The organism is Chelativorans salis (assembly GCF_025336525.1).
In the GTDB taxonomy this organism is placed as follows: domain Bacteria; phylum Pseudomonadota; class Alphaproteobacteria; order Rhizobiales; family Rhizobiaceae; genus Chelativorans; species Chelativorans salis.
The window spans coordinates 271,190-286,752 of sequence record NZ_JAOCZP010000001.1; the positions used below are offsets into that span (position 1 = coordinate 271,190).

The 15,563-nt window shown below is 63.6% G+C and carries 17 protein-coding genes; 9 read left to right on the forward strand and 8 right to left on the reverse strand.

Annotated features, from left to right (window positions below):
- Window positions 1-283 precede the first annotated feature (283 nt).
- From N5A92_RS01330 to N5A92_RS01345, 4 genes are read left to right on the forward strand one after another with little or no spacing between them, the layout of a single operon-like run.
- A complete protein-coding gene (locus N5A92_RS01330; RefSeq protein ID WP_260900018.1) occupies window positions 284-1,672 on the forward strand; it encodes an arylsulfotransferase family protein in 1,389 nt (462 codons plus the stop codon).
- A 17-nt stretch (window positions 1,673-1,689) separates the two neighbouring features.
- A complete protein-coding gene (locus N5A92_RS01335) occupies window positions 1,690-1,950 on the forward strand; it encodes a hypothetical protein (protein WP_260900019.1) in 261 nt (86 codons plus the stop codon).
- Window positions 1,951-1,959: 9 nt separating this feature from the next.
- Window positions 1,960-2,679 carry a hypothetical protein gene (locus tag N5A92_RS01340; RefSeq protein WP_260900020.1) on the forward strand — a complete coding sequence of 240 codons (720 nt, stop codon included), beginning with the start codon at window positions 1,960-1,962 and terminating at the stop codon, window positions 2,677-2,679.
- Entirely contained in the window at window positions 2,676-3,803 is a 1,128-nt protein-coding gene (locus N5A92_RS01345) for a sulfotransferase family protein (protein ID WP_260900021.1), read from the forward strand. Before N5A92_RS01340 ends, N5A92_RS01345 begins: the two co-directional genes overlap by 4 nt.
- On the opposite strand, the gene N5A92_RS01350 is transcribed toward N5A92_RS01345, so the two are convergent.
- The 4 genes from N5A92_RS01350 to N5A92_RS01365 form a co-directional block, all read right to left on the reverse strand.
- Window positions 3,800-4,486 (reverse strand): class I SAM-dependent methyltransferase, encoded by a 687-nt coding sequence (locus N5A92_RS01350; RefSeq protein ID WP_260900022.1) that lies wholly within the window; start codon window positions 4,484-4,486, stop codon window positions 3,800-3,802. The genes N5A92_RS01345 and N5A92_RS01350 overlap by 4 nt on opposite strands.
- Entirely contained in the window at window positions 4,483-5,220 is a 738-nt protein-coding gene (locus N5A92_RS01355) for a polyamine aminopropyltransferase (RefSeq protein WP_260900023.1), read from the reverse strand. Before N5A92_RS01355 ends, N5A92_RS01350 begins: the two co-directional genes overlap by 4 nt.
- A gap of 60 nt (window positions 5,221-5,280) precedes the next feature.
- The gene (locus N5A92_RS01360) at window positions 5,281-6,084 is read right to left on the reverse strand and encodes an endonuclease/exonuclease/phosphatase family protein (RefSeq protein ID WP_260900965.1); all 804 of its coding nucleotides are present in this window, start codon (window positions 6,082-6,084) and stop codon (window positions 5,281-5,283) included.
- 244 nt (window positions 6,085-6,328) lie between these two features.
- Window positions 6,329-7,531, reverse strand: coding sequence for an MFS transporter (locus tag N5A92_RS01365; protein WP_260900024.1), 1,203 nt, complete (start codon window positions 7,529-7,531; stop codon window positions 6,329-6,331).
- A gap of 80 nt (window positions 7,532-7,611) precedes the next feature.
- Here N5A92_RS01365 and N5A92_RS01370 point away from each other — a divergent pair, with 80 nt between their 5' ends.
- The 5 genes from N5A92_RS01370 to N5A92_RS01390 all read left to right on the forward strand — a co-directional run bounded on the left by N5A92_RS01370 (window position 7,612) and on the right by N5A92_RS01390 (window position 12,343).
- Window positions 7,612-8,619 carry an AraC family transcriptional regulator gene (locus tag N5A92_RS01370; RefSeq protein ID WP_260900025.1) on the forward strand — a complete coding sequence of 336 codons (1,008 nt, stop codon included), beginning with the start codon at window positions 7,612-7,614 and terminating at the stop codon, window positions 8,617-8,619.
- Window positions 8,620-8,699: 80 nt separating this feature from the next.
- A complete protein-coding gene (locus N5A92_RS01375) occupies window positions 8,700-9,620 on the forward strand; it encodes an NADP-dependent oxidoreductase (protein WP_260900026.1) in 921 nt (306 codons plus the stop codon).
- A 116-nt stretch (window positions 9,621-9,736) separates the two neighbouring features.
- On the forward strand, window positions 9,737-11,155 hold the full coding sequence (locus N5A92_RS01380) for an NAD-dependent succinate-semialdehyde dehydrogenase (RefSeq protein WP_260900027.1): 1,419 nt from the start codon (window positions 9,737-9,739) through the stop codon (window positions 11,153-11,155).
- A gap of 66 nt (window positions 11,156-11,221) precedes the next feature.
- The gene (locus N5A92_RS01385) at window positions 11,222-11,719 is read left to right on the forward strand and encodes a DUF1772 domain-containing protein (protein ID WP_260900029.1); all 498 of its coding nucleotides are present in this window, start codon (window positions 11,222-11,224) and stop codon (window positions 11,717-11,719) included.
- 153 nt (window positions 11,720-11,872) lie between these two features.
- The gene (locus tag N5A92_RS01390) at window positions 11,873-12,343 is read left to right on the forward strand and encodes a hypothetical protein (protein ID WP_260900030.1); all 471 of its coding nucleotides are present in this window, start codon (window positions 11,873-11,875) and stop codon (window positions 12,341-12,343) included.
- Between the two features lie 17 nt (window positions 12,344-12,360).
- Here the strand turns inward: N5A92_RS01390 and N5A92_RS01395 are convergent, their stop codons facing one another.
- The 4 genes from N5A92_RS01395 to N5A92_RS01410 form a co-directional block, all read right to left on the reverse strand.
- Entirely contained in the window at window positions 12,361-12,882 is a 522-nt protein-coding gene (locus N5A92_RS01395; RefSeq protein ID WP_260900031.1) for a 2'-5' RNA ligase family protein, read from the reverse strand.
- Window positions 12,883-13,113: 231 nt separating this feature from the next.
- The gene (locus N5A92_RS01400) at window positions 13,114-13,857 is read right to left on the reverse strand and encodes an aspartate/glutamate racemase family protein (RefSeq protein WP_260900032.1); all 744 of its coding nucleotides are present in this window, start codon (window positions 13,855-13,857) and stop codon (window positions 13,114-13,116) included.
- A gap of 18 nt (window positions 13,858-13,875) precedes the next feature.
- Window positions 13,876-14,694, reverse strand: coding sequence for an ABC transporter permease (locus N5A92_RS01405; protein ID WP_260900033.1), 819 nt, complete (start codon window positions 14,692-14,694; stop codon window positions 13,876-13,878).
- A gap of 3 nt (window positions 14,695-14,697) precedes the next feature.
- A complete protein-coding gene (locus N5A92_RS01410; protein ID WP_260900966.1) occupies window positions 14,698-15,561 on the reverse strand; it encodes an ABC transporter permease in 864 nt (287 codons plus the stop codon).
- Between the last annotated feature and the right edge of the window lie 2 nt (window positions 15,562-15,563).

Below are 15,563 nucleotides of genomic sequence, written 5' to 3' on the forward strand. Positions count from 1 at the left end.
ATGGACTTGTTAGGTTTTGCGATTTTTGAAGAATACATTTTTTGGTAAATGCAACCACTTCATGGAGATCATGACAACACAATAATACCCCCTTGATCCATAACTGTTACCGTCTGAATAAATGTTTGAATTCAGATCGTTTCACCATCGAACTGAAGCCACATTCAGGTGGGATTGATTTCCATGCGTCGCCTCAGCCGAGGGCTCGGCGCGAAGCTAACGTCGCGCCAGGGCAACCATGCGGTGTCCCTACGCAGTCATTCTGGGAGTCCACGGTCACACGATGAACATCCACAATGCGAAACAAAAGCATGTTGATGTCGGCGGCACGCAGACGCGCTCCGACAAGCTGTTCTATGCCGCCTTCATCGCCGGCCTCGCCATCCTGATCTTCCTCTTCGGATCATTCCTGACCATAGCCGGATACTTCCCCGGGCCGCAGATCTCGCGTGCCTATGAAGGGGGCAAGGCGCTTTACGCCAGATACAACGAGACCAAGAACGTCTACGGCACCGACCTATGGTATCCCGAGCGCCGCAAGGACAAGGGAGTCACCGTCAAGCGCGAACAACTGATGCAAGCAGGGCCAACCGTTTACATGTCGGGGAGTGAGCCCACGGTCTACCTGATCGACGCGGACGGAAACGTGCTGCATTCCTGGACGAAGCAGTTCAGCGAGATTTGGTCGGCGGATCCGGACGCCGGCTGGATGCCGGAGCCGCAGCCCGACTCGCACGTCTATATCCGCCGGGCCCATGTCTTTCCCAACGGCGACGTCGTCGCCATCTACGAAGGCGCCGGCGATACACCCTATGGCTATGGCGTCGTGAAGCTCGACCGGAATTCAGAGGTGATTTGGAGCTATCCCGGCCGCGCCCATCATCAGTTCGACATCGGGCCGGACGGCCGAATTTACGTGCTTACGCACGAATTCGTCGAGGACGACGTCGGCGGATTTGCGCATCTCGACAAGCCACGTCTGGAGGATTTTCTGGTCGTCCTCTCGCCGGACGGCGAGGAGTTGAAGAAGATCAGGCTCTTTACCGCGTTGGCCGACTCGGAGTTCCGCCAGACCCTCTACACCATTTCCAGCTGGGGGCTCGGCGACCCCACCCACACCAACACCGTCGAATATATCAGCGACGAAGCGGCGGCCAATTTCCCCTTCGGCGAGGCCGGGCAGATCATGCTTTCGTTCCGTGGCATCAACACTATCGCCGTGCTCGACACCGAAACTGAGCAGATCAAGTGGGCGGCCATAGGGCCATGGCTCGGGCAGCACGATCCCGACGTCCTTCCCAACGGCAACATCCTCTTGTTCGACAACTTCGGGAACTTCAACCGCCCGAACGGCATTTCCCGCGTGATCGAGTTTGATCCGAAGACCATGGAAATCGTGTGGCAATACGCCGGCACGCCGCAGTCCCCGCTCGCCAGCACCATTCGCTCCGATCAGCAGCGGTTGGCGAATGGCAACACGCTGATCACAGAATCGGACGGCGGGCGTATCGTCGAGGTGACGCCGGATGGCGAGATCGCATGGGAGTTCGTGAACCCCGTCCGCGGCGGACCGGATGGCGACAGGATTCCCATAATGGCTTGGACGGAGCGGCTGGACCCCGACAGCCTGGATCCCTCGCTGCTGCAACCCCGGCAGCAGTTGACGCAATAACAAACGGAGACCCCTCCATGAAGAAAATTGCGGCATTGATTTCCTTCGCACTCGCCGCCCTCGTGCCGACGGCAGCCTTCGCCTATGTCGGCCCCGGCGCCGGGCTGAGCCTGTTGGGCGCGCTTTGGGCGCTGATCGCAGCGGTCGGCACCGTCCTGATCTTCATCGTCGCCTGGCCGGTGCGCAGGATGCTGCGCCGGCGCCGCGCGGCCAACAACGCGGACGCCCGGCAAATGGAAGCGGCACCCCAAGCCCAGGCGGATAAACAGAGCCGCTGAGGCTAGTCCATGGGCCTACTGAATCTGCCTTCGCCAACCCTTTCGGCGATCGATGGGTGGCTGAGCCCGTTCCTCCCGCCGGCGGCAAGGCTGCTCGTGTGGGCGGCCTTGGGCGCCGTCCTGTCCATGGAGATCTACCGTCTCCTGTCGCCGCAGTCACGCATCGTGCAGATCAAGCGTTCCTTCGAGGAGATGAGGCGGCGTGTCGCCGATTTCGACGGCGAATTCGAGGACGTATGGCCGGACATGCGAAGAATGATATCATTGGCCCTGCGCCGCATCATGCTGGTCTTTCCCGCCACTATCGCTGCGTCCCTGCCCCTGCTCGTCGTCATCGTCTGGATTTCCACCCAATACGGCGCCACCTATCCGCCGGCGAATGCGCCGGTCGCGGTGTCCGTGCCTGGCGGTTTCGAGGGGCGTTGGGTCGGTGCCGACGCTGGCACGCCGCACGCCCGGGTGATGGACCGCGACGGCCGTTCCGTGGCCGATATCGCCGTCCTTGAGCCGGTGCCGATAATCCACAAGCGGCTGTGGTGGAATGCGCTCATCGGCAATCCAGCCGGCTACCTCGACGACGCCCTTCCCTTCGACCAGATCGACATCGCGCTGCCGCGCCGGCAGATCCTCTCCTTCGGGCCAATGTGGCTGCGTGGATGGGAGGTAACCTTCTTTGCCGCGATGATCGCTTTCGCCCTAATATACAAATCTGCCCGGCGGATCACATGACGGCGGTGGCGCACGCAACGAAACCGCAGGGCAAGTCCCCTCCCCCGGAAATCGACCCATGGACGCACAGGGTCGGCGGTCTTATCGAGCGCTATCCCCGTTTCTGGATCGGGCTGGGGGATCGAGAGACGCGCCTCATGGAGGAGCGGATCGAGAAGGTGTCGGTCGACCGGCCGATCTATATCGCCGGCCTCGCCCGTTCGGGCAGCACGATCCTGCTCGAACTGCTCGCCCGCCACCCCGATACGGCGAGCCACCGCTACCGTGATTTTCCGCTCGTCCTCACGCCCTGGCTGTGGAACTGGTTCGTCGACCGCGCCGGCAACCAGCAGCGGGAGGCGGCCGAGCGCGCGCATCGCGACCGGATCAAGGTAACACCGGAAAGCCCCGAGGCCTTCGAGGAGGTCATCTGGATGGCCTTCTTCCAAGATCTGCATGACGCCTCGACAGGCATCGCTTTCGATAAAAACGCGCACCACCCACGCTTCGAAACCTTCTATCGCGACCATATCCGCAAGCTCCTCGCCCTGCGGGGCGCCTCGCGCTATCTCTCCAAGGGAAACTACAACGTCACCCGCCTGGGCTACCTGAAAAAACTCTTTCCCGACGCACGCTTCGTCGTCCCCATCCGCGATCCCGTCTGGCACGTCGCCTCGCTGATGAAGCAGCACCGGCTCTTCGCCTCGTGGGAAAGCGAGGATCAGCGGGTGCGCGCTCACATGCGCCGCAGCGGACATTTCGAGTTCGGGCTCGACCGCAGACCTGCCAATGTCGGCGACGGCCAGGCGGCAGCCGAGATTGCGCAACTGTGGGACGACGGCGATGAGGTCGCGGGCTGGGCCGCCCACTGGGCCTCGGTCTACGGCTATGTCGCAAGCCAGCTTGAGGACCCGGAACTGGCCGCGGCCACGCTTGTCGTTCGCTACGAAGACCTGTGCAACAACCCCGCCGCCACGCTTGCCGCCATCCTGGACCACTGCGCATTGGCGGATGACGGCCTGACTGAGGCCGCCCGCGCAATGATCAGCGCCCCGACCTATTACGAGCCGTCATTCACCGAGGCCGACCGGCAGGCAATCAGCGACCGCACCGGCGCAGTGGCCCGGTTGTTCGGGTATGACTAAGCGGCTTCGCCCGGCTTGCGCATCAGCGCCACGTCCTTCGCCGGCACCTCGCAACTCCATCCCCGGCTCCCAGCGATAAAGCCCATCGTCGCCTCCCGATAAAAGACGACATGTGTTGGGTCCCTCCGGTAATGCCAGCCGGCAAACCGCGCATCCTCGGTCTGGAAGCAGGTCATGATCGCCAGCCAGCCCCCCGGCCGAAGCAGCTTGCTAAGCCGGTCGAACTCCTCCGCCGGATAGTGAAAGTGTTCGGCAGTCTCCGTGCAGGTCACGAAGTCATACACCTGGTCCAGCGCCGCAGGATCGGGATGAAAGAACGGATCGTAGAGCGCCATGGGATGTCCAGCTTCCTCCAGCATCGCCGCCAATGCCGGACCGGGACCGCAGCCGTAATCAAGCCCCTTCGCCCCTGGTTCCAGCCGCTCCATCAGCGGAACGGCGGCCTTTGAAAGAAAACGGCGGTACGCTGGATCGTCGGCGCGGTTCTCGTGGTTCAGATAATATGCTCGTTCCGCTTCAGGCTGGGGCCGCTGGCGCGGGTCGAGAAAGCTGGCCTCGCAGGTCGCGCACCGCCAATAGTCTCGGCCGTCCACCGACAGGAACGGTTTTGGTGCGGGCGCGCGGCACACTGGACAGGCGTCTGGAGCTCGGGCTGCCACTCCGCTCGCCGCTGCTGTCGTCATGCCGCCTCGTTGGACCCGACACCGGTGCGGGCAAGATAGACCGTTTGCGTAAAGGGGCGGTCCTGCAACGGGTTATAAAAGGTCACCGGCTCCGCCCACGCTTCAGCAAAGACGCTTCCCAGCCGGTCGACGAATGACTGGTCCGGCCTATCGTTCGACCAGAGCCCGAAAACACCTCCAGGCTTGATATGAGCGGACAGCGCACGGAGCCCTTGCGGCCGATAGAAGCCGGTGCTGCGGTCATCGAGCAGCGCATTGGGCGAATGGTCGATATCGACGAGGACTCCATCGAAGCGGCGCCCCGGCCTATCCGGATCGAACCCGCCCTCGCCGCCGGCCATGGCGAAGAAATCGCCCTGGACCAGACGGCAGCGCTCGTCTGCAACAAGCTCGGGACCAAGCGGCAGCAATCCCGTCCGATGCCAGTCGATTACCGCGTCTAGCATCTCCACCACGATCAGCGAGCCAACCGTGTCGTGCTCCAGTACGGCCTGCGCCGTATAGCCGAGACCAAGCCCGCCGACGACTATATCCAGATCGGCGCCTTCAAGCGCCCCAAGACCAAGCCGAGCCAGCGCGATCTCCGACGCGGTGAACAGGCTGGACATGAGATGTTCTTCGCCGAGCTTGATCTCGAATACATCGACGCCAAGCGACAGCTCGCGCCGACGCCGAAGGCTCAACGCCCCGATCGGCGTGGGGCGATAGTCCAGTTCCTCGAACAAAAAGCTCATGGTTCGCTCCGTGTCCCCCGGCGGCCGACAGTGAATGGGAACGGCCGGCTTGTCGATCCTTCATTCGAACTCAAGAACCAACGGGCAATGGTCCGACACCTCCGGTTCCCTGACCACATCGAAGAACGCAACGTTCACCGCTGCATTGACCAGCATGTAGTCCGCGTACCGCCCGGATTTCCTGTAGTGAGACGTCCTCGTGCCTGCGAAGCCACGTGTCGTCACCAGGTCGGCGAGGCCGATTGCGCGCAATATGTCAAAGGTCCTGCTTTCGGGAAGCACATTGAAATCGCCGCAGACGATCACACCATCGCCCTGCCCAGCAACGGACTGGACGAGGTCTGCCAGTCTTTGAGCCTGGATCAGGCGAGCCTCGGTGTCATGCTTGCCATCGACGTCCCTTAGCCCATGCATGTGCGCGATCACGACCGAGTGCCCTTTGCCGAAGTCGTAAAGCCTGACTGCGTGCGCGCTACGCGGGCGCGGGTGGTTGCCGTATCCGTCCGCTGAGAATTCACCGTGCACGAATCCCTGCTTCTGGCCGATGATCGGAATCGATCTGCGCACGAACGTCGCGAGGCCCCATTGGGAATCATAGCGCCTTTCGGCGTCCCAAAGGTCTCCCCGTGCGGCGGGGCAGAAGACAGCGACATGATCAGGAAGAGCGCGACATACTTCGCTAAAGAAATTCGCCCGCTGCGGAAGCTCAACTCCGTCATGCCAATAGGTCAGCCAAGCTTGGTCGGCGGTCGGAGTATGGATGACCTCCTGGAGGCACAAGACATCCGGGTCCGACACTTTCAGGTAGGGGATCAACAAATCGTGGAGCTTGCCGCCCCACCCGTTCAGACACATCAGGCGCAAATAAAACCCCTCGCAACCGACGAGACGAAGAGCGCGGACGATAGCCTCCACAAGAGCAGAATCAAAGGCATGCGGTCAGATAACCAGGCTCAGTTATCACCGCTAGGCCCGAACCGCCGCGCCAGGTAGTATGGCGGGAGAAGCCTCGGGCGCGCATCCTATCGTTTCCGGCGTAGGCAGACCCGAAACAACAGAGGCCGCGCCGTCAAAGCGACGCGGCCCCAGCCGCTGCTCAGCCCCTCCTTCAGACGGCTTTCGGCACGGCGCGGGTCTCGACCCTGACCAGGATCATTGCCGTGGCGATGACGAGCACCACACCGCTCGTCAGGAAAACGGTCTCGACACCGCTAACGTCGAAGATGAGACCGCCCGCCGCCGCCCCGGTAGCGATGGCGAAGTTGATTGCCGCGACGAAGAGGCCGCCCGCACTCTCAGCCTCGTCGGGCACGGCGCGCGTGATCCAGGTGGACCAGGCGACAGGAACCGCACCGAAGGCGAGGCCCCAGAGCGCCACCATCGCCGCGTCGGCGGCCACATTGCCGCCAAGCGTGGAAAGCGACAGCGCCAGCGTGCCCATGGTCAGCGGCATAATGGCGAGCGTCAGCCGCATCGAGCGCTCCAGCAGGAAAGCGCCGACGTAGTTGCCGAGCAAGTTGGCGATGCCGAAGGCCAGGAGGATAGCGGAGATACCCGCCACGCCAACGCCGGTCACCGTCTCCAAGAACGGCCGTATATAGGTGAAGAATGCGAAGTGGCCGACGAAGACCAGCAGGATTGCCGCCATGGCAAGACCGACCGTCCGTCGTGAAAGCACCTCGATCAGCGTGCCGAAGCGCGACTGCCCGCGCGACGGCAAATCCGGCAGGGTGGCGAACTGCACGGCGAATGCCAGCACGCCCAGACCCGCCGCCGCCACGAAGACGATGCGCCATCCGGCGACGGCGCCGAGATAGCTGCCCATCGGCGCGGCAAAAATCGTCGCCGCCGACACACCGGAAAACAATATCGAAAGGGCGCGCGGCACATACCGCTCCGGCACCAACCGCATAATGGTCGCAGCCGAGAGCGTCCAGAACCCGCCGAGCGCGATGCCGAGCAGGATACGGCCGGCGAGCAGCAAGGGCAGGTTGGGAGCGATCGCCACCAAAAGGTTCGATAGGATAAGCAGGAGTGAGAAGCCGAGGAGGACAAGGCGACGGTTGAGCTTCCGCGTCACCGCCGTGATCGACAGGCTGGTGATGAGCGCCACCGCCGCGGTCGCCGTCACCGCCTGTCCGGCCATTCCCTCCGTCACGCCGAGTTCCCCGGCTATTGGTGTCAGCAGGCTGGCGGGCAGGAACTCAGCCCCCACCAGTCCGAATACGCCGAGGCTCATGGAAACCACGGCCCCCCACGCCGGCTGGGACTCGGCGTCTTCCCCCCTCTCCGCAATCGTCGCGTCGTGCATCTGCAGGATCCTCTGGTTGATAAAGTCGATCGCTTGCAGATGGGTGGCGGTTTCGGACGATCCATGCCATAATCTCCGGAATGCTTGACCGAAACTCCGAAATACACACTGAAGCGGCCCACGCCGATCCGATCAGCGATCTGCTTATGGGCATGCGCCTTCGCGGCGCCAGCTATGGCAAGCTGCGGCTTGCACCGCCCTTCGGCATCCACTTCCCCGCCGCTCGCGAAGCGCGTTTTCAGTTTATCGCCGCCGGAAAAGTCTACCTCCAGTCGGAAGGGCTTGAACCGAGGCCGCTCGCCTGCGGCGATGCGATCCTGCTGCCGCGTGGCGACGGCCATTCCCTCGTCTCCGCGCCGGGCGTCGCGGTTCGCCCCGTCGACAGCTTCGAGAGGACGCCGCTGTGTGCCGACGTCTGCGCCGTGAGCCAAGCTCCGGAGGAGGCGAACCGTACCAGCGAGGTTCTGATCTTCACCGGCCGCATGGAGTTCGAGTTGGACACGCTTCATCCGCTGGTCGGGCTTATGCCGCAAGTCATGTCGGTCGGCGCGCTTCTCGCCAGGCAGCCGGAGATATTGCCTCTATTGGCGGCGATGGAGCGTGAGATGGCAACCGAGCGTGCGGGTTCGGCCGGCATTCTTGCGCGGCTTGCCGATGTCGTCGCGGCGACCATCGTCCGCGGCTGGGTGGAATGCGGCTGCGGCGACGCGACCGGGTGGATCGAGGCATTGCGCGATCCGCGCTTGGGTCGCGTCATTGCCGCCCTGCACCGCGATCCCGGCCGCGCCTGGACGGTGGCCGAGATGGCGGCAGAGATGGGCAGTTCGCGCTCGGTCTTTGCCGAACGCTTCGCAGCCGCCACCGGCACCACGCCGCTGCGCTACGTCGCCGCTTTGCGCATGCGCCTCGCCAGGCAGTGGATCGGGCGTGACCGGATGGCGATCGATACCGTCGCAAGACGCCTTGGCTACGGCTCGCAAGCTGCATTCGCCCGCGCATATAAACGCGTCACCGGCCACCCGCCGGGAAAGGCCCGCACGTCGACACCGCCTACGTCGCAAGAGGCAGCAGCCGCCCCCCTCTTGTAGCTGGCGCCCTCCGACAGATTGGAACGAATTCTGGAAGTGCGGGTTACTCGCCCAGACCCGCAACCAGAGGAATGCCGGCGATGCAGAGCGTTCGCATCCACGCGTTCGGCGGTCCAGAGGTGCTGGTGCTGGACACGCTTCCCGTGCCGAACCCACAGCCGGACGAAATCCTGATCCGCGTCCATGCGGCAGGCATCAATCCGATCGATTACAAGATACGCAACGGCGGCTACTTCCCCGAGGACCGGCTGCCGATCACCCTTGGGCGTGATGTCTCGGGTGTGGTTGAGCGCTGCGGAGACGATGTCGATGCCTTCAAACCCGGCGACGCGGTATATGCCATGCTGGCATATGACCGCGGCGGCTATGCCGAGCTGGTGGCCACAAGGGCGACCGATTGCGCAATCAAGCCGCAGCGTCTCGACCACGCTCACGCCGCCGCCGTCCCGCTCGCCGCGCTGACTGCCTGGCAAGGCATTTTCGACCATGGCGGTCTGCGCGCGGGGCACCGAATCCTGGTGCACGGCGCGACCGGCGGAGTAGGCCACTTCGCGGTTCAGTTCGCCCGGACGCGCGGCGCGACCGTCTTTGCCACGTGTTCCGGCCGCGACGTCGACTTTGCGCGGAGCCTCGGTGCCGAACAGGCAATCGATTATAAGACACAGCGCTTCGAGGACATCGTGCGCGATATAGATGTCGTCTTCGACCTCATCGGAGGCGAGACGCAGGAGCGATCCTGGACTGTCCTCAACGAGGGCGGGCGCATCGTCTCGACCGTTCAGCAACCCTCGAAGGAAAAGGCGGCCGAGCGCAACGCAAGCGGCACGCGCTACATGACGAAGCCGAACGGCGTCCAGCTCGCCGAGATCGCACGGCTGATCGACGACCGCAGCGTCCGCGTGGAAGTCGACAAGGTGTTCCCCCTTCAGGAGGCGGCGAACGCCGAACGCACGCTTGAGCAGGAACATGTGCGCGGCAAGGTGGTTCTGAAGGTCGCCTGAAGCCTTCACTGTCGCTGGAGACGATGATGCGGGCTGAAAAACAAACCGACGAAAAGCCGGCTGCTGTGAACCGCCGCGACACCGACGAGTGAATGACTGCCTGTGAGGCGAAACCGATGACCATCACCTCGATCAATCCCGCGACTGGCGAGAACATCGCCGATTATGAAGAAACCTCGTCCGCCGATGTCCGGGAAGCCGTCGAGCAGGCCCATGAAGCCTCGCAGCGGTGGCGCGGCCGCGACCTCGCCGAACGGGCGGCGTTGATGGGTGCGGCGGCGCGCGTGCTGCGCGATGGCGCACGTGACTACGGGCGGTTGATGGCCGAGGAGATGGGCAAGCCCATCAGCCAGGGCATCGCGGAGGCGGAGAAATGTGCTTCGGGCTGCGACTATTTCGCCGAGAACGCGGCAAACTTCCTTGCGCCGGAGGTCGTTGACATCGGACGCCGAAAGAGCTTCGTCACCTTTCAGCCTCTCGGGGTCATTCTGGCAGTCATGCCTTGGAACTTCCCCTTCTGGCAAGTCTTCCGCTTCGCCGCGCCGGCCCTGATGGCAGGAAACGCCGCCGTGTTGAAGCATTCCTCGAACGTGCCGGCCTGCGCACTGGCGGCCGAGGAGGTCTTCCTCAAGGCTGGTTTCCCCGAAAATCTCTTCCGCACGCTCCTGATAGGCTCCGGCACCGTCGAGTCCGTCATCGAGCATCCGCTCGTTCGCGCCGTCACGCTTACCGGCAGCGGCCCGGCCGGCCGCGCGGTGGCACGCAAGGCCGGCGAAATGCTGAAAAAGACGGTCCTCGAGCTTGGCGGCAGCGACGCCTATCTCGTCCTCGACGATGCGGATGTTTCCTTTGCCGCCAAAACAAGCGCGCAGGGCCGCCTCATCAATTCCGGCCAGAGCTGCATCGCCGCCAAGCGCTTCATCGTCCTTGAAAGCGTGCGTTCCAGTTTCGAGGAAGCCTTCGTCGAGGAAATGCGGGCGGCGAAGATGGGCGATCCCTTGTCAGAGGATACCGCGGTCGGGCCGCTCGCCCGCCACGACCTGCGCGACGCCCTGCACCGCCAGGTCGAGACAAGCATCGCCAAGGGAGCGCGCAGCCTTCTGGGCGGCAAGATCCCGGATGGGCCGGGAGCCTATTATCCGCCCACGGTCCTGACGGACGTGAAACCCGGCATGCCGGCGTACCATGAGGAGATGTTCGGGCCGGTGGCCGCCGTTATTCCGGTTGCCGACGAGGCGGAGGCGGTCGAGGTGGCGAACGGTTCTCCATTCGGCCTGGGCGGCGGGATCTTCACGCGCGACCTCGATCGCGGCGAACGCCTCGCCAGCGCCGACATCGAGGCCGGCTCCGTCTTCGTGAACGCCACCGTGCAATCCCATCCCAAGCTTCCCTTCGGCGGCGTCAAGGAAAGCGGTTACGGCCGGGAGCTTTCGCACTACGGGATCAGAGAATTCGTCAACATCAAGACGATCGTGGTGGCGGATAGCGGCGGCGCACGCGAAGCCTCGCAATCGCCTGGGGTGCGAAGCGAATAACCGCCGGTGCAACGCAAGAAGGGACTGGGTTGGGCCTCCGCTGCAGGAGGTCTCCCAGAGGCTGCCATGTTCGATCTGCTCCAAGTCGTCACAGTCATGATCGTCGCGCTTCCCGCGGCGCTTTCGATCGCACACGCCCTGGAGCTTCCCGGCAAGATGCGGCTCGACGAGGAAACCTACCGCGCGGTGCAGCGGATCTACTATCCCGGTTTCACCATTGGCGGCGCCGCCGAACCATTGAGCGTAATCGCGACCGGCCTCCTGCTGTTCCTGACACCGGCGGGAACGGCGGCCTTCTGGCTCGTGCTCGTCGCCTTTCTCGCGATGCTCGCCACGGGAGCGATCTATTGGCTGGCAGTTCACCCGGTGAACAAGCACTGGATGGAAGGCCAGCCGGTGAGCGCCTCCAGTGCCCGTTTCTTTGGAGCCGGAGCCAAACGCGAAGATCGCGAGCCGGAGTGGACGGAACTGCGCGATCGCTGGGAATACGCACATGTCGCGCGAGCGGTCGTCACCAGCGTCGGCCTGCTGGCGCTGGTGGTCTCGCTCGTCACCCGGCCATAGGCGCTCCCCCGCCCCGGGCGGACAACCCGATCCGGCGCTCGATGTGCAGCCGCAGCGGCGGTATTGTTCACACCAGGAGGAACAACGTCAGCGCGTCGAGCCGATCCTCAGCAAGTACAATCCTGCGCGGCCGACCATATATGGATGTGTGATATGGACATGAGAAAGCTCTACGAAAATGCGGCGTTCGCCTACTTCCTGGTGTCCACGGTCACCTTGCTGATTTCAGCCTTCCTTTTGGTGAGCTTTGCTGTGTGGGAGGTGGCGAGCGGCATCTTTTCCACCGAAGTCGCATCGGCCGACCGCGTCCGACGGGCACTGGACGGCGTAGGATTGATGATCATCGGTTTTGCCGTCGTTGAGGCGGGGACGTTCATCGCCGAGGAGGAGCTTTTTCGCAAAAGGGAGCTGCGCTCGACGCGAGAGTCGCGGCGCTCGATCACCAAATTCATCACCATCATCGTCATCGCGGCCAGCCTGGAGGCGCTGGTGATGGTCTTCAAGACCAGCCGCGAGAACATCCCCGCCGTCATCTACCCCGCCGCCCTGTTCGCCTCGGCCATGATGGCGCTCGTCGCGCTGGGCATCTATCAGTGGCTGTCCAGCCGCGTCGAGAACGACTAGCCGAGCGTCACGGGCGCTCAACCTTGCAACGGCCAGCAATCGACCACGTTGTATCGCGTGAGACCCCGTTCGCTGTGGATGAGCGCGAATTTCCTCGCCATGAAGCGGATCGGTTCGATCGCCTGCATGGGCACCAGCTTCGGCCCGTAGAGCAACGTCATATGCGGCGTGAAAAGCCGTGCGGCCCTCAAGCCGGTTTTCTCCATGGCGGTGCCAAGGGACTTGTGAAGCTCCGACAGAGCATCTCCCTCGCCGAGCAGAACCAGCGGCCGTCTGCGCGGCCTACCGCTGCTCGAAGGAGCGCCCTCGAAACTTTTGATGAAGTGAAATGCCACCTCGAACGGATGTACCGAAACGGCTTTCCCGGCCTGCCTCGCCGCATAAACGAATTTGGTCCGCAGATACCCGTAATCCCCGACATGCTGCAGCGAGACGTGGAAACGCGGCGGCTGAAGCAGCCTCCCCTCCAGATGATGTTCGCGAACGAAGCGCTCTGCGAACCGTCGCGCGCAGACGGCTGTATCGGTATCCGGAAACAAGCAGAAGAAGAGCCGCTCCGGCAGCACGGGCCGCCTGGGCCCACGAGGCAAGCAAAACTCGAATACGCCTTGCATATGCGTACGCCACAACCAGACACACCCACGCCCGCTTTCACAAGAGGTGATTAGAACATACCATGAACAAACTTGCAAGACCTAACGGAAAGACCGCAGATTCCACCGGCTACAGCGCCAGCACAGGCCATAGACTGGCCGGCTGGCCGCCTCCCATCAGGCGACCGCCTTTGACGGTGCAAACCCGGCGAGTGCGCCCGTATATGCTTTGCGTGCGGGAAAGGCGTAGGCGCCCCTCTTGCCGGTCGTAAGCCCGAGCGTGACGAGCGCCTCGGCCTGCTTGACGGCCGCACCGACCCCGTCAACCACCGGCACGCCGAACTCGCCCTGAAGCTCGGCGGCAAGGTCGGCCATGCCGGCGCAGCCCAGCACGATCGCCTCCGCCCGGTCGTCCTCGAGCGCGCGAACGATCTCGGCGCGCAGCTTGGCGGCGGCGTTCGAAGCCGGGTCCTCCAGGGAAAGCACGGGAATGTCGGCGGCCCTGACGCGGGCGCGCAGTCCCATCCCATAGCGCGCCACCAGCCCCTCCACCGGCACGCGCGAGCGCTCCGTGGTGGTGACCACCGTGAAGCGCTGGGCGATGAAAGCAGCGAGGCTGAGCGCAGCCTCGCAGATGCCGATGACCGGAATGCCCGCCATGGCGCGCGCTGCGTCGAGGCCCGTGTCGTCGAAGCAGGCGATGATAGCCGCATCGGCGTCCGCCTCTTCGCCGCGCGCGATCTCCTCGAGCAGCCCCGGCACGGCCAGCGCCTCGTCGTAGTAGCCCTCTATCGAGGCCGGGCCCATGCTGGACGTGACCGCTTCGATCACAGTCGTGCCGGCTGCCGCCCGGCGCGCGGCGGCCTCGATGGTGGCCGTCATGCTGGCGGTCGTGTTCGGGTTGACAACGAGGATGCGCATTGCGTGGATGAAACTCCCTTAGCCGCGCGCGCGGCGGCGGCCGAGATAGACGATGCCACCGAGGGTGGCCAGGATGACGAGGAGGGAGAAAACCGTGGTGACCGTGCCAAGTGCGTAGAGCACGGGCGTCGTCACATTGGTTGTCATGCCGTAGATCTCCAGCGGCAGCGTGTTGTAGGTGCCGGCCGTCATGAGGCTGCGAGCGAACTCGTCGTAGGACAGCGTGAAGCCGAAAAGGCCGACGCCGATCAGGCTCGGTGCGATCATCGGCAGGACAACATGGCGGAAGGTCTGCCACGGCGCGGCGCCCAGGTCGCGCGCGGCCTCCTCATAGGCGGGCGAGAAGCGGTTGAAGACGGCAAACATGATCAGCACGCCAAAGGGCAGCGTCCAGGTCAGATGCGCGCCGAACGCAGAGGTGTACCAGGAGGGGCGGAAGCCGATCTGCTGGAACATGACGCCGATGCCGAGCGAGATGATAATGGAAGGCACGACAAGGCTGGCGACAGCCACATAGAACAGCGCCGTGGAGCCAAAGAACCGGCGCCGGAAGGCAAGGCCGGCAAGCAGTGAGACGAACACCGTCACGCTCATCACCATCAGGCCGAGGATGAAGGAGCGCCGGAAACTGCCTCCGAAATCGCCGACCGCCTGCTGCTCGAAGAGATTGGCGAACCAGTGCAGCGACATGCCGTTGAGCGGAAAGGTCAGCCCGCCGCTTGGCCCCTGGAAGGACAGGATCAGGACCGCCGAAAGAGGCCCGTAGAGGAACAGCACGAAGAGAATGAAGAAGGCTGCGAGGAGGTAGAACCCGCCGGTGCGTTTCTCGTGGTCCATCGTTCAGAGCTCCTTGCGGATGTCGACAACCCGCAGGATGCCGGCGACGAGAAGGAGGACGAGAACGAGCAGCACCACCGCATTGGCGGCGGCAGCCGGATACTGCAGCAGCGACATCTGGTTCTTCATGATGAGCGCGACGGATGCACTCTGGCCGCCGGACATCACCTGCACCGTGATAAAATCTGCCATCACCAACGTGACAACGAAGATGGTGCCAATGGCCATGCCCGGCTTGGCCAGCGGGATAATGACATTCCACAGGATCTGCCAGCCATTGGCGCCAGCATCGCGCGCCGCCTCGATCAGCGAGCGGTCGATGCGCATCAGCGTATTGAAGATCGGTACCACCATGAACAGTGTGTAGAGATGGACCATGGCGAGAACCACCGCGAACTCGGAGTAGAGCAGCCATTCGAGCGGCGCCGGCACAAGGCCGCTCTCCACCAGCGCCGCATTGATCAACCCGTTGCGACCGAGCACCGGGATCCACGAGATCATGCGGATGATGTTGGAGGTGAGGAAGGGCACGGTGCAGACCAGGAACAGCACGATCTGCATCGCCGTCGTGCGGATGTGGAATGCCAGGAAATAGGCCACCCAGAAGCCGATGCAGAGCGTCAGCGCCCAGACGATGGCCGAGAATTTGAGCGTGTTGAGATAGGTCTTCCATGTGACCCAGGAGCCGAGTGTCTCGGTATAGTTGTAGGTCACGAAATCGGGATAGAGCCGGGCAAAGTCATAGTCCCAGAAGCTCACCACGACGATCATGAGAATGGGCGCCACGAGGAACGCACCCAGGATCAGCGTCAGCGGCGCGGCCTGGAGATAGGGCGCGAGGCGGGCGAGGCTGACGCGGCGCTTCATCC

Excerpts from the sequence above, each read along its gene's own strand:
- N5A92_RS01330 (WP_260900018.1), top strand. The coding sequence starts at position 284 with ATGAACATCCACAATGCGAAACAAAAGCATGTTGATGTCGGCGGCACG.
- N5A92_RS01365 (WP_260900024.1), bottom strand. The coding sequence starts at position 7,531 with ATGCACGACGCGACGATTGCGGAGAGGGGGGAAGACGCCGAGTCCCAG.
- N5A92_RS01340 (WP_260900020.1), top strand. The coding sequence starts at position 1,960 with ATGGGCCTACTGAATCTGCCTTCGCCAACCCTTTCGGCGATCGATGGG.
- N5A92_RS01355 (WP_260900023.1), bottom strand. The coding sequence starts at position 5,220 with ATGAGCTTTTTGTTCGAGGAACTGGACTATCGCCCCACGCCGATCGGG.
- N5A92_RS01375 (WP_260900026.1), top strand. The coding sequence starts at position 8,700 with ATGCAGAGCGTTCGCATCCACGCGTTCGGCGGTCCAGAGGTGCTGGTG.
- N5A92_RS01385 (WP_260900029.1), top strand. The coding sequence starts at position 11,222 with ATGTTCGATCTGCTCCAAGTCGTCACAGTCATGATCGTCGCGCTTCCC.
- N5A92_RS01405 (WP_260900033.1), bottom strand. The coding sequence starts at position 14,694 with ATGGACCACGAGAAACGCACCGGCGGGTTCTACCTCCTCGCAGCCTTC.
- N5A92_RS01370 (WP_260900025.1), top strand. The coding sequence starts at position 7,612 with ATGCTTGACCGAAACTCCGAAATACACACTGAAGCGGCCCACGCCGAT.
- N5A92_RS01345 (WP_260900021.1), top strand. The coding sequence starts at position 2,676 with ATGACGGCGGTGGCGCACGCAACGAAACCGCAGGGCAAGTCCCCTCCC.
- N5A92_RS01400 (WP_260900032.1), bottom strand. The coding sequence starts at position 13,857 with ATGCGCATCCTCGTTGTCAACCCGAACACGACCGCCAGCATGACGGCC.
- N5A92_RS01380 (WP_260900027.1), top strand. The coding sequence starts at position 9,737 with ATGACCATCACCTCGATCAATCCCGCGACTGGCGAGAACATCGCCGAT.
- N5A92_RS01335 (WP_260900019.1), top strand. The coding sequence starts at position 1,690 with ATGAAGAAAATTGCGGCATTGATTTCCTTCGCACTCGCCGCCCTCGTG.
- N5A92_RS01390 (WP_260900030.1), top strand. The coding sequence starts at position 11,873 with ATGGACATGAGAAAGCTCTACGAAAATGCGGCGTTCGCCTACTTCCTG.
- N5A92_RS01350 (WP_260900022.1), bottom strand. The coding sequence starts at position 4,486 with ATGACGACAGCAGCGGCGAGCGGAGTGGCAGCCCGAGCTCCAGACGCC.
- N5A92_RS01410 (WP_260900966.1), bottom strand. The coding sequence starts at position 15,561 with ATGAAGCGCCGCGTCAGCCTCGCCCGCCTCGCGCCCTATCTCCAGGCC.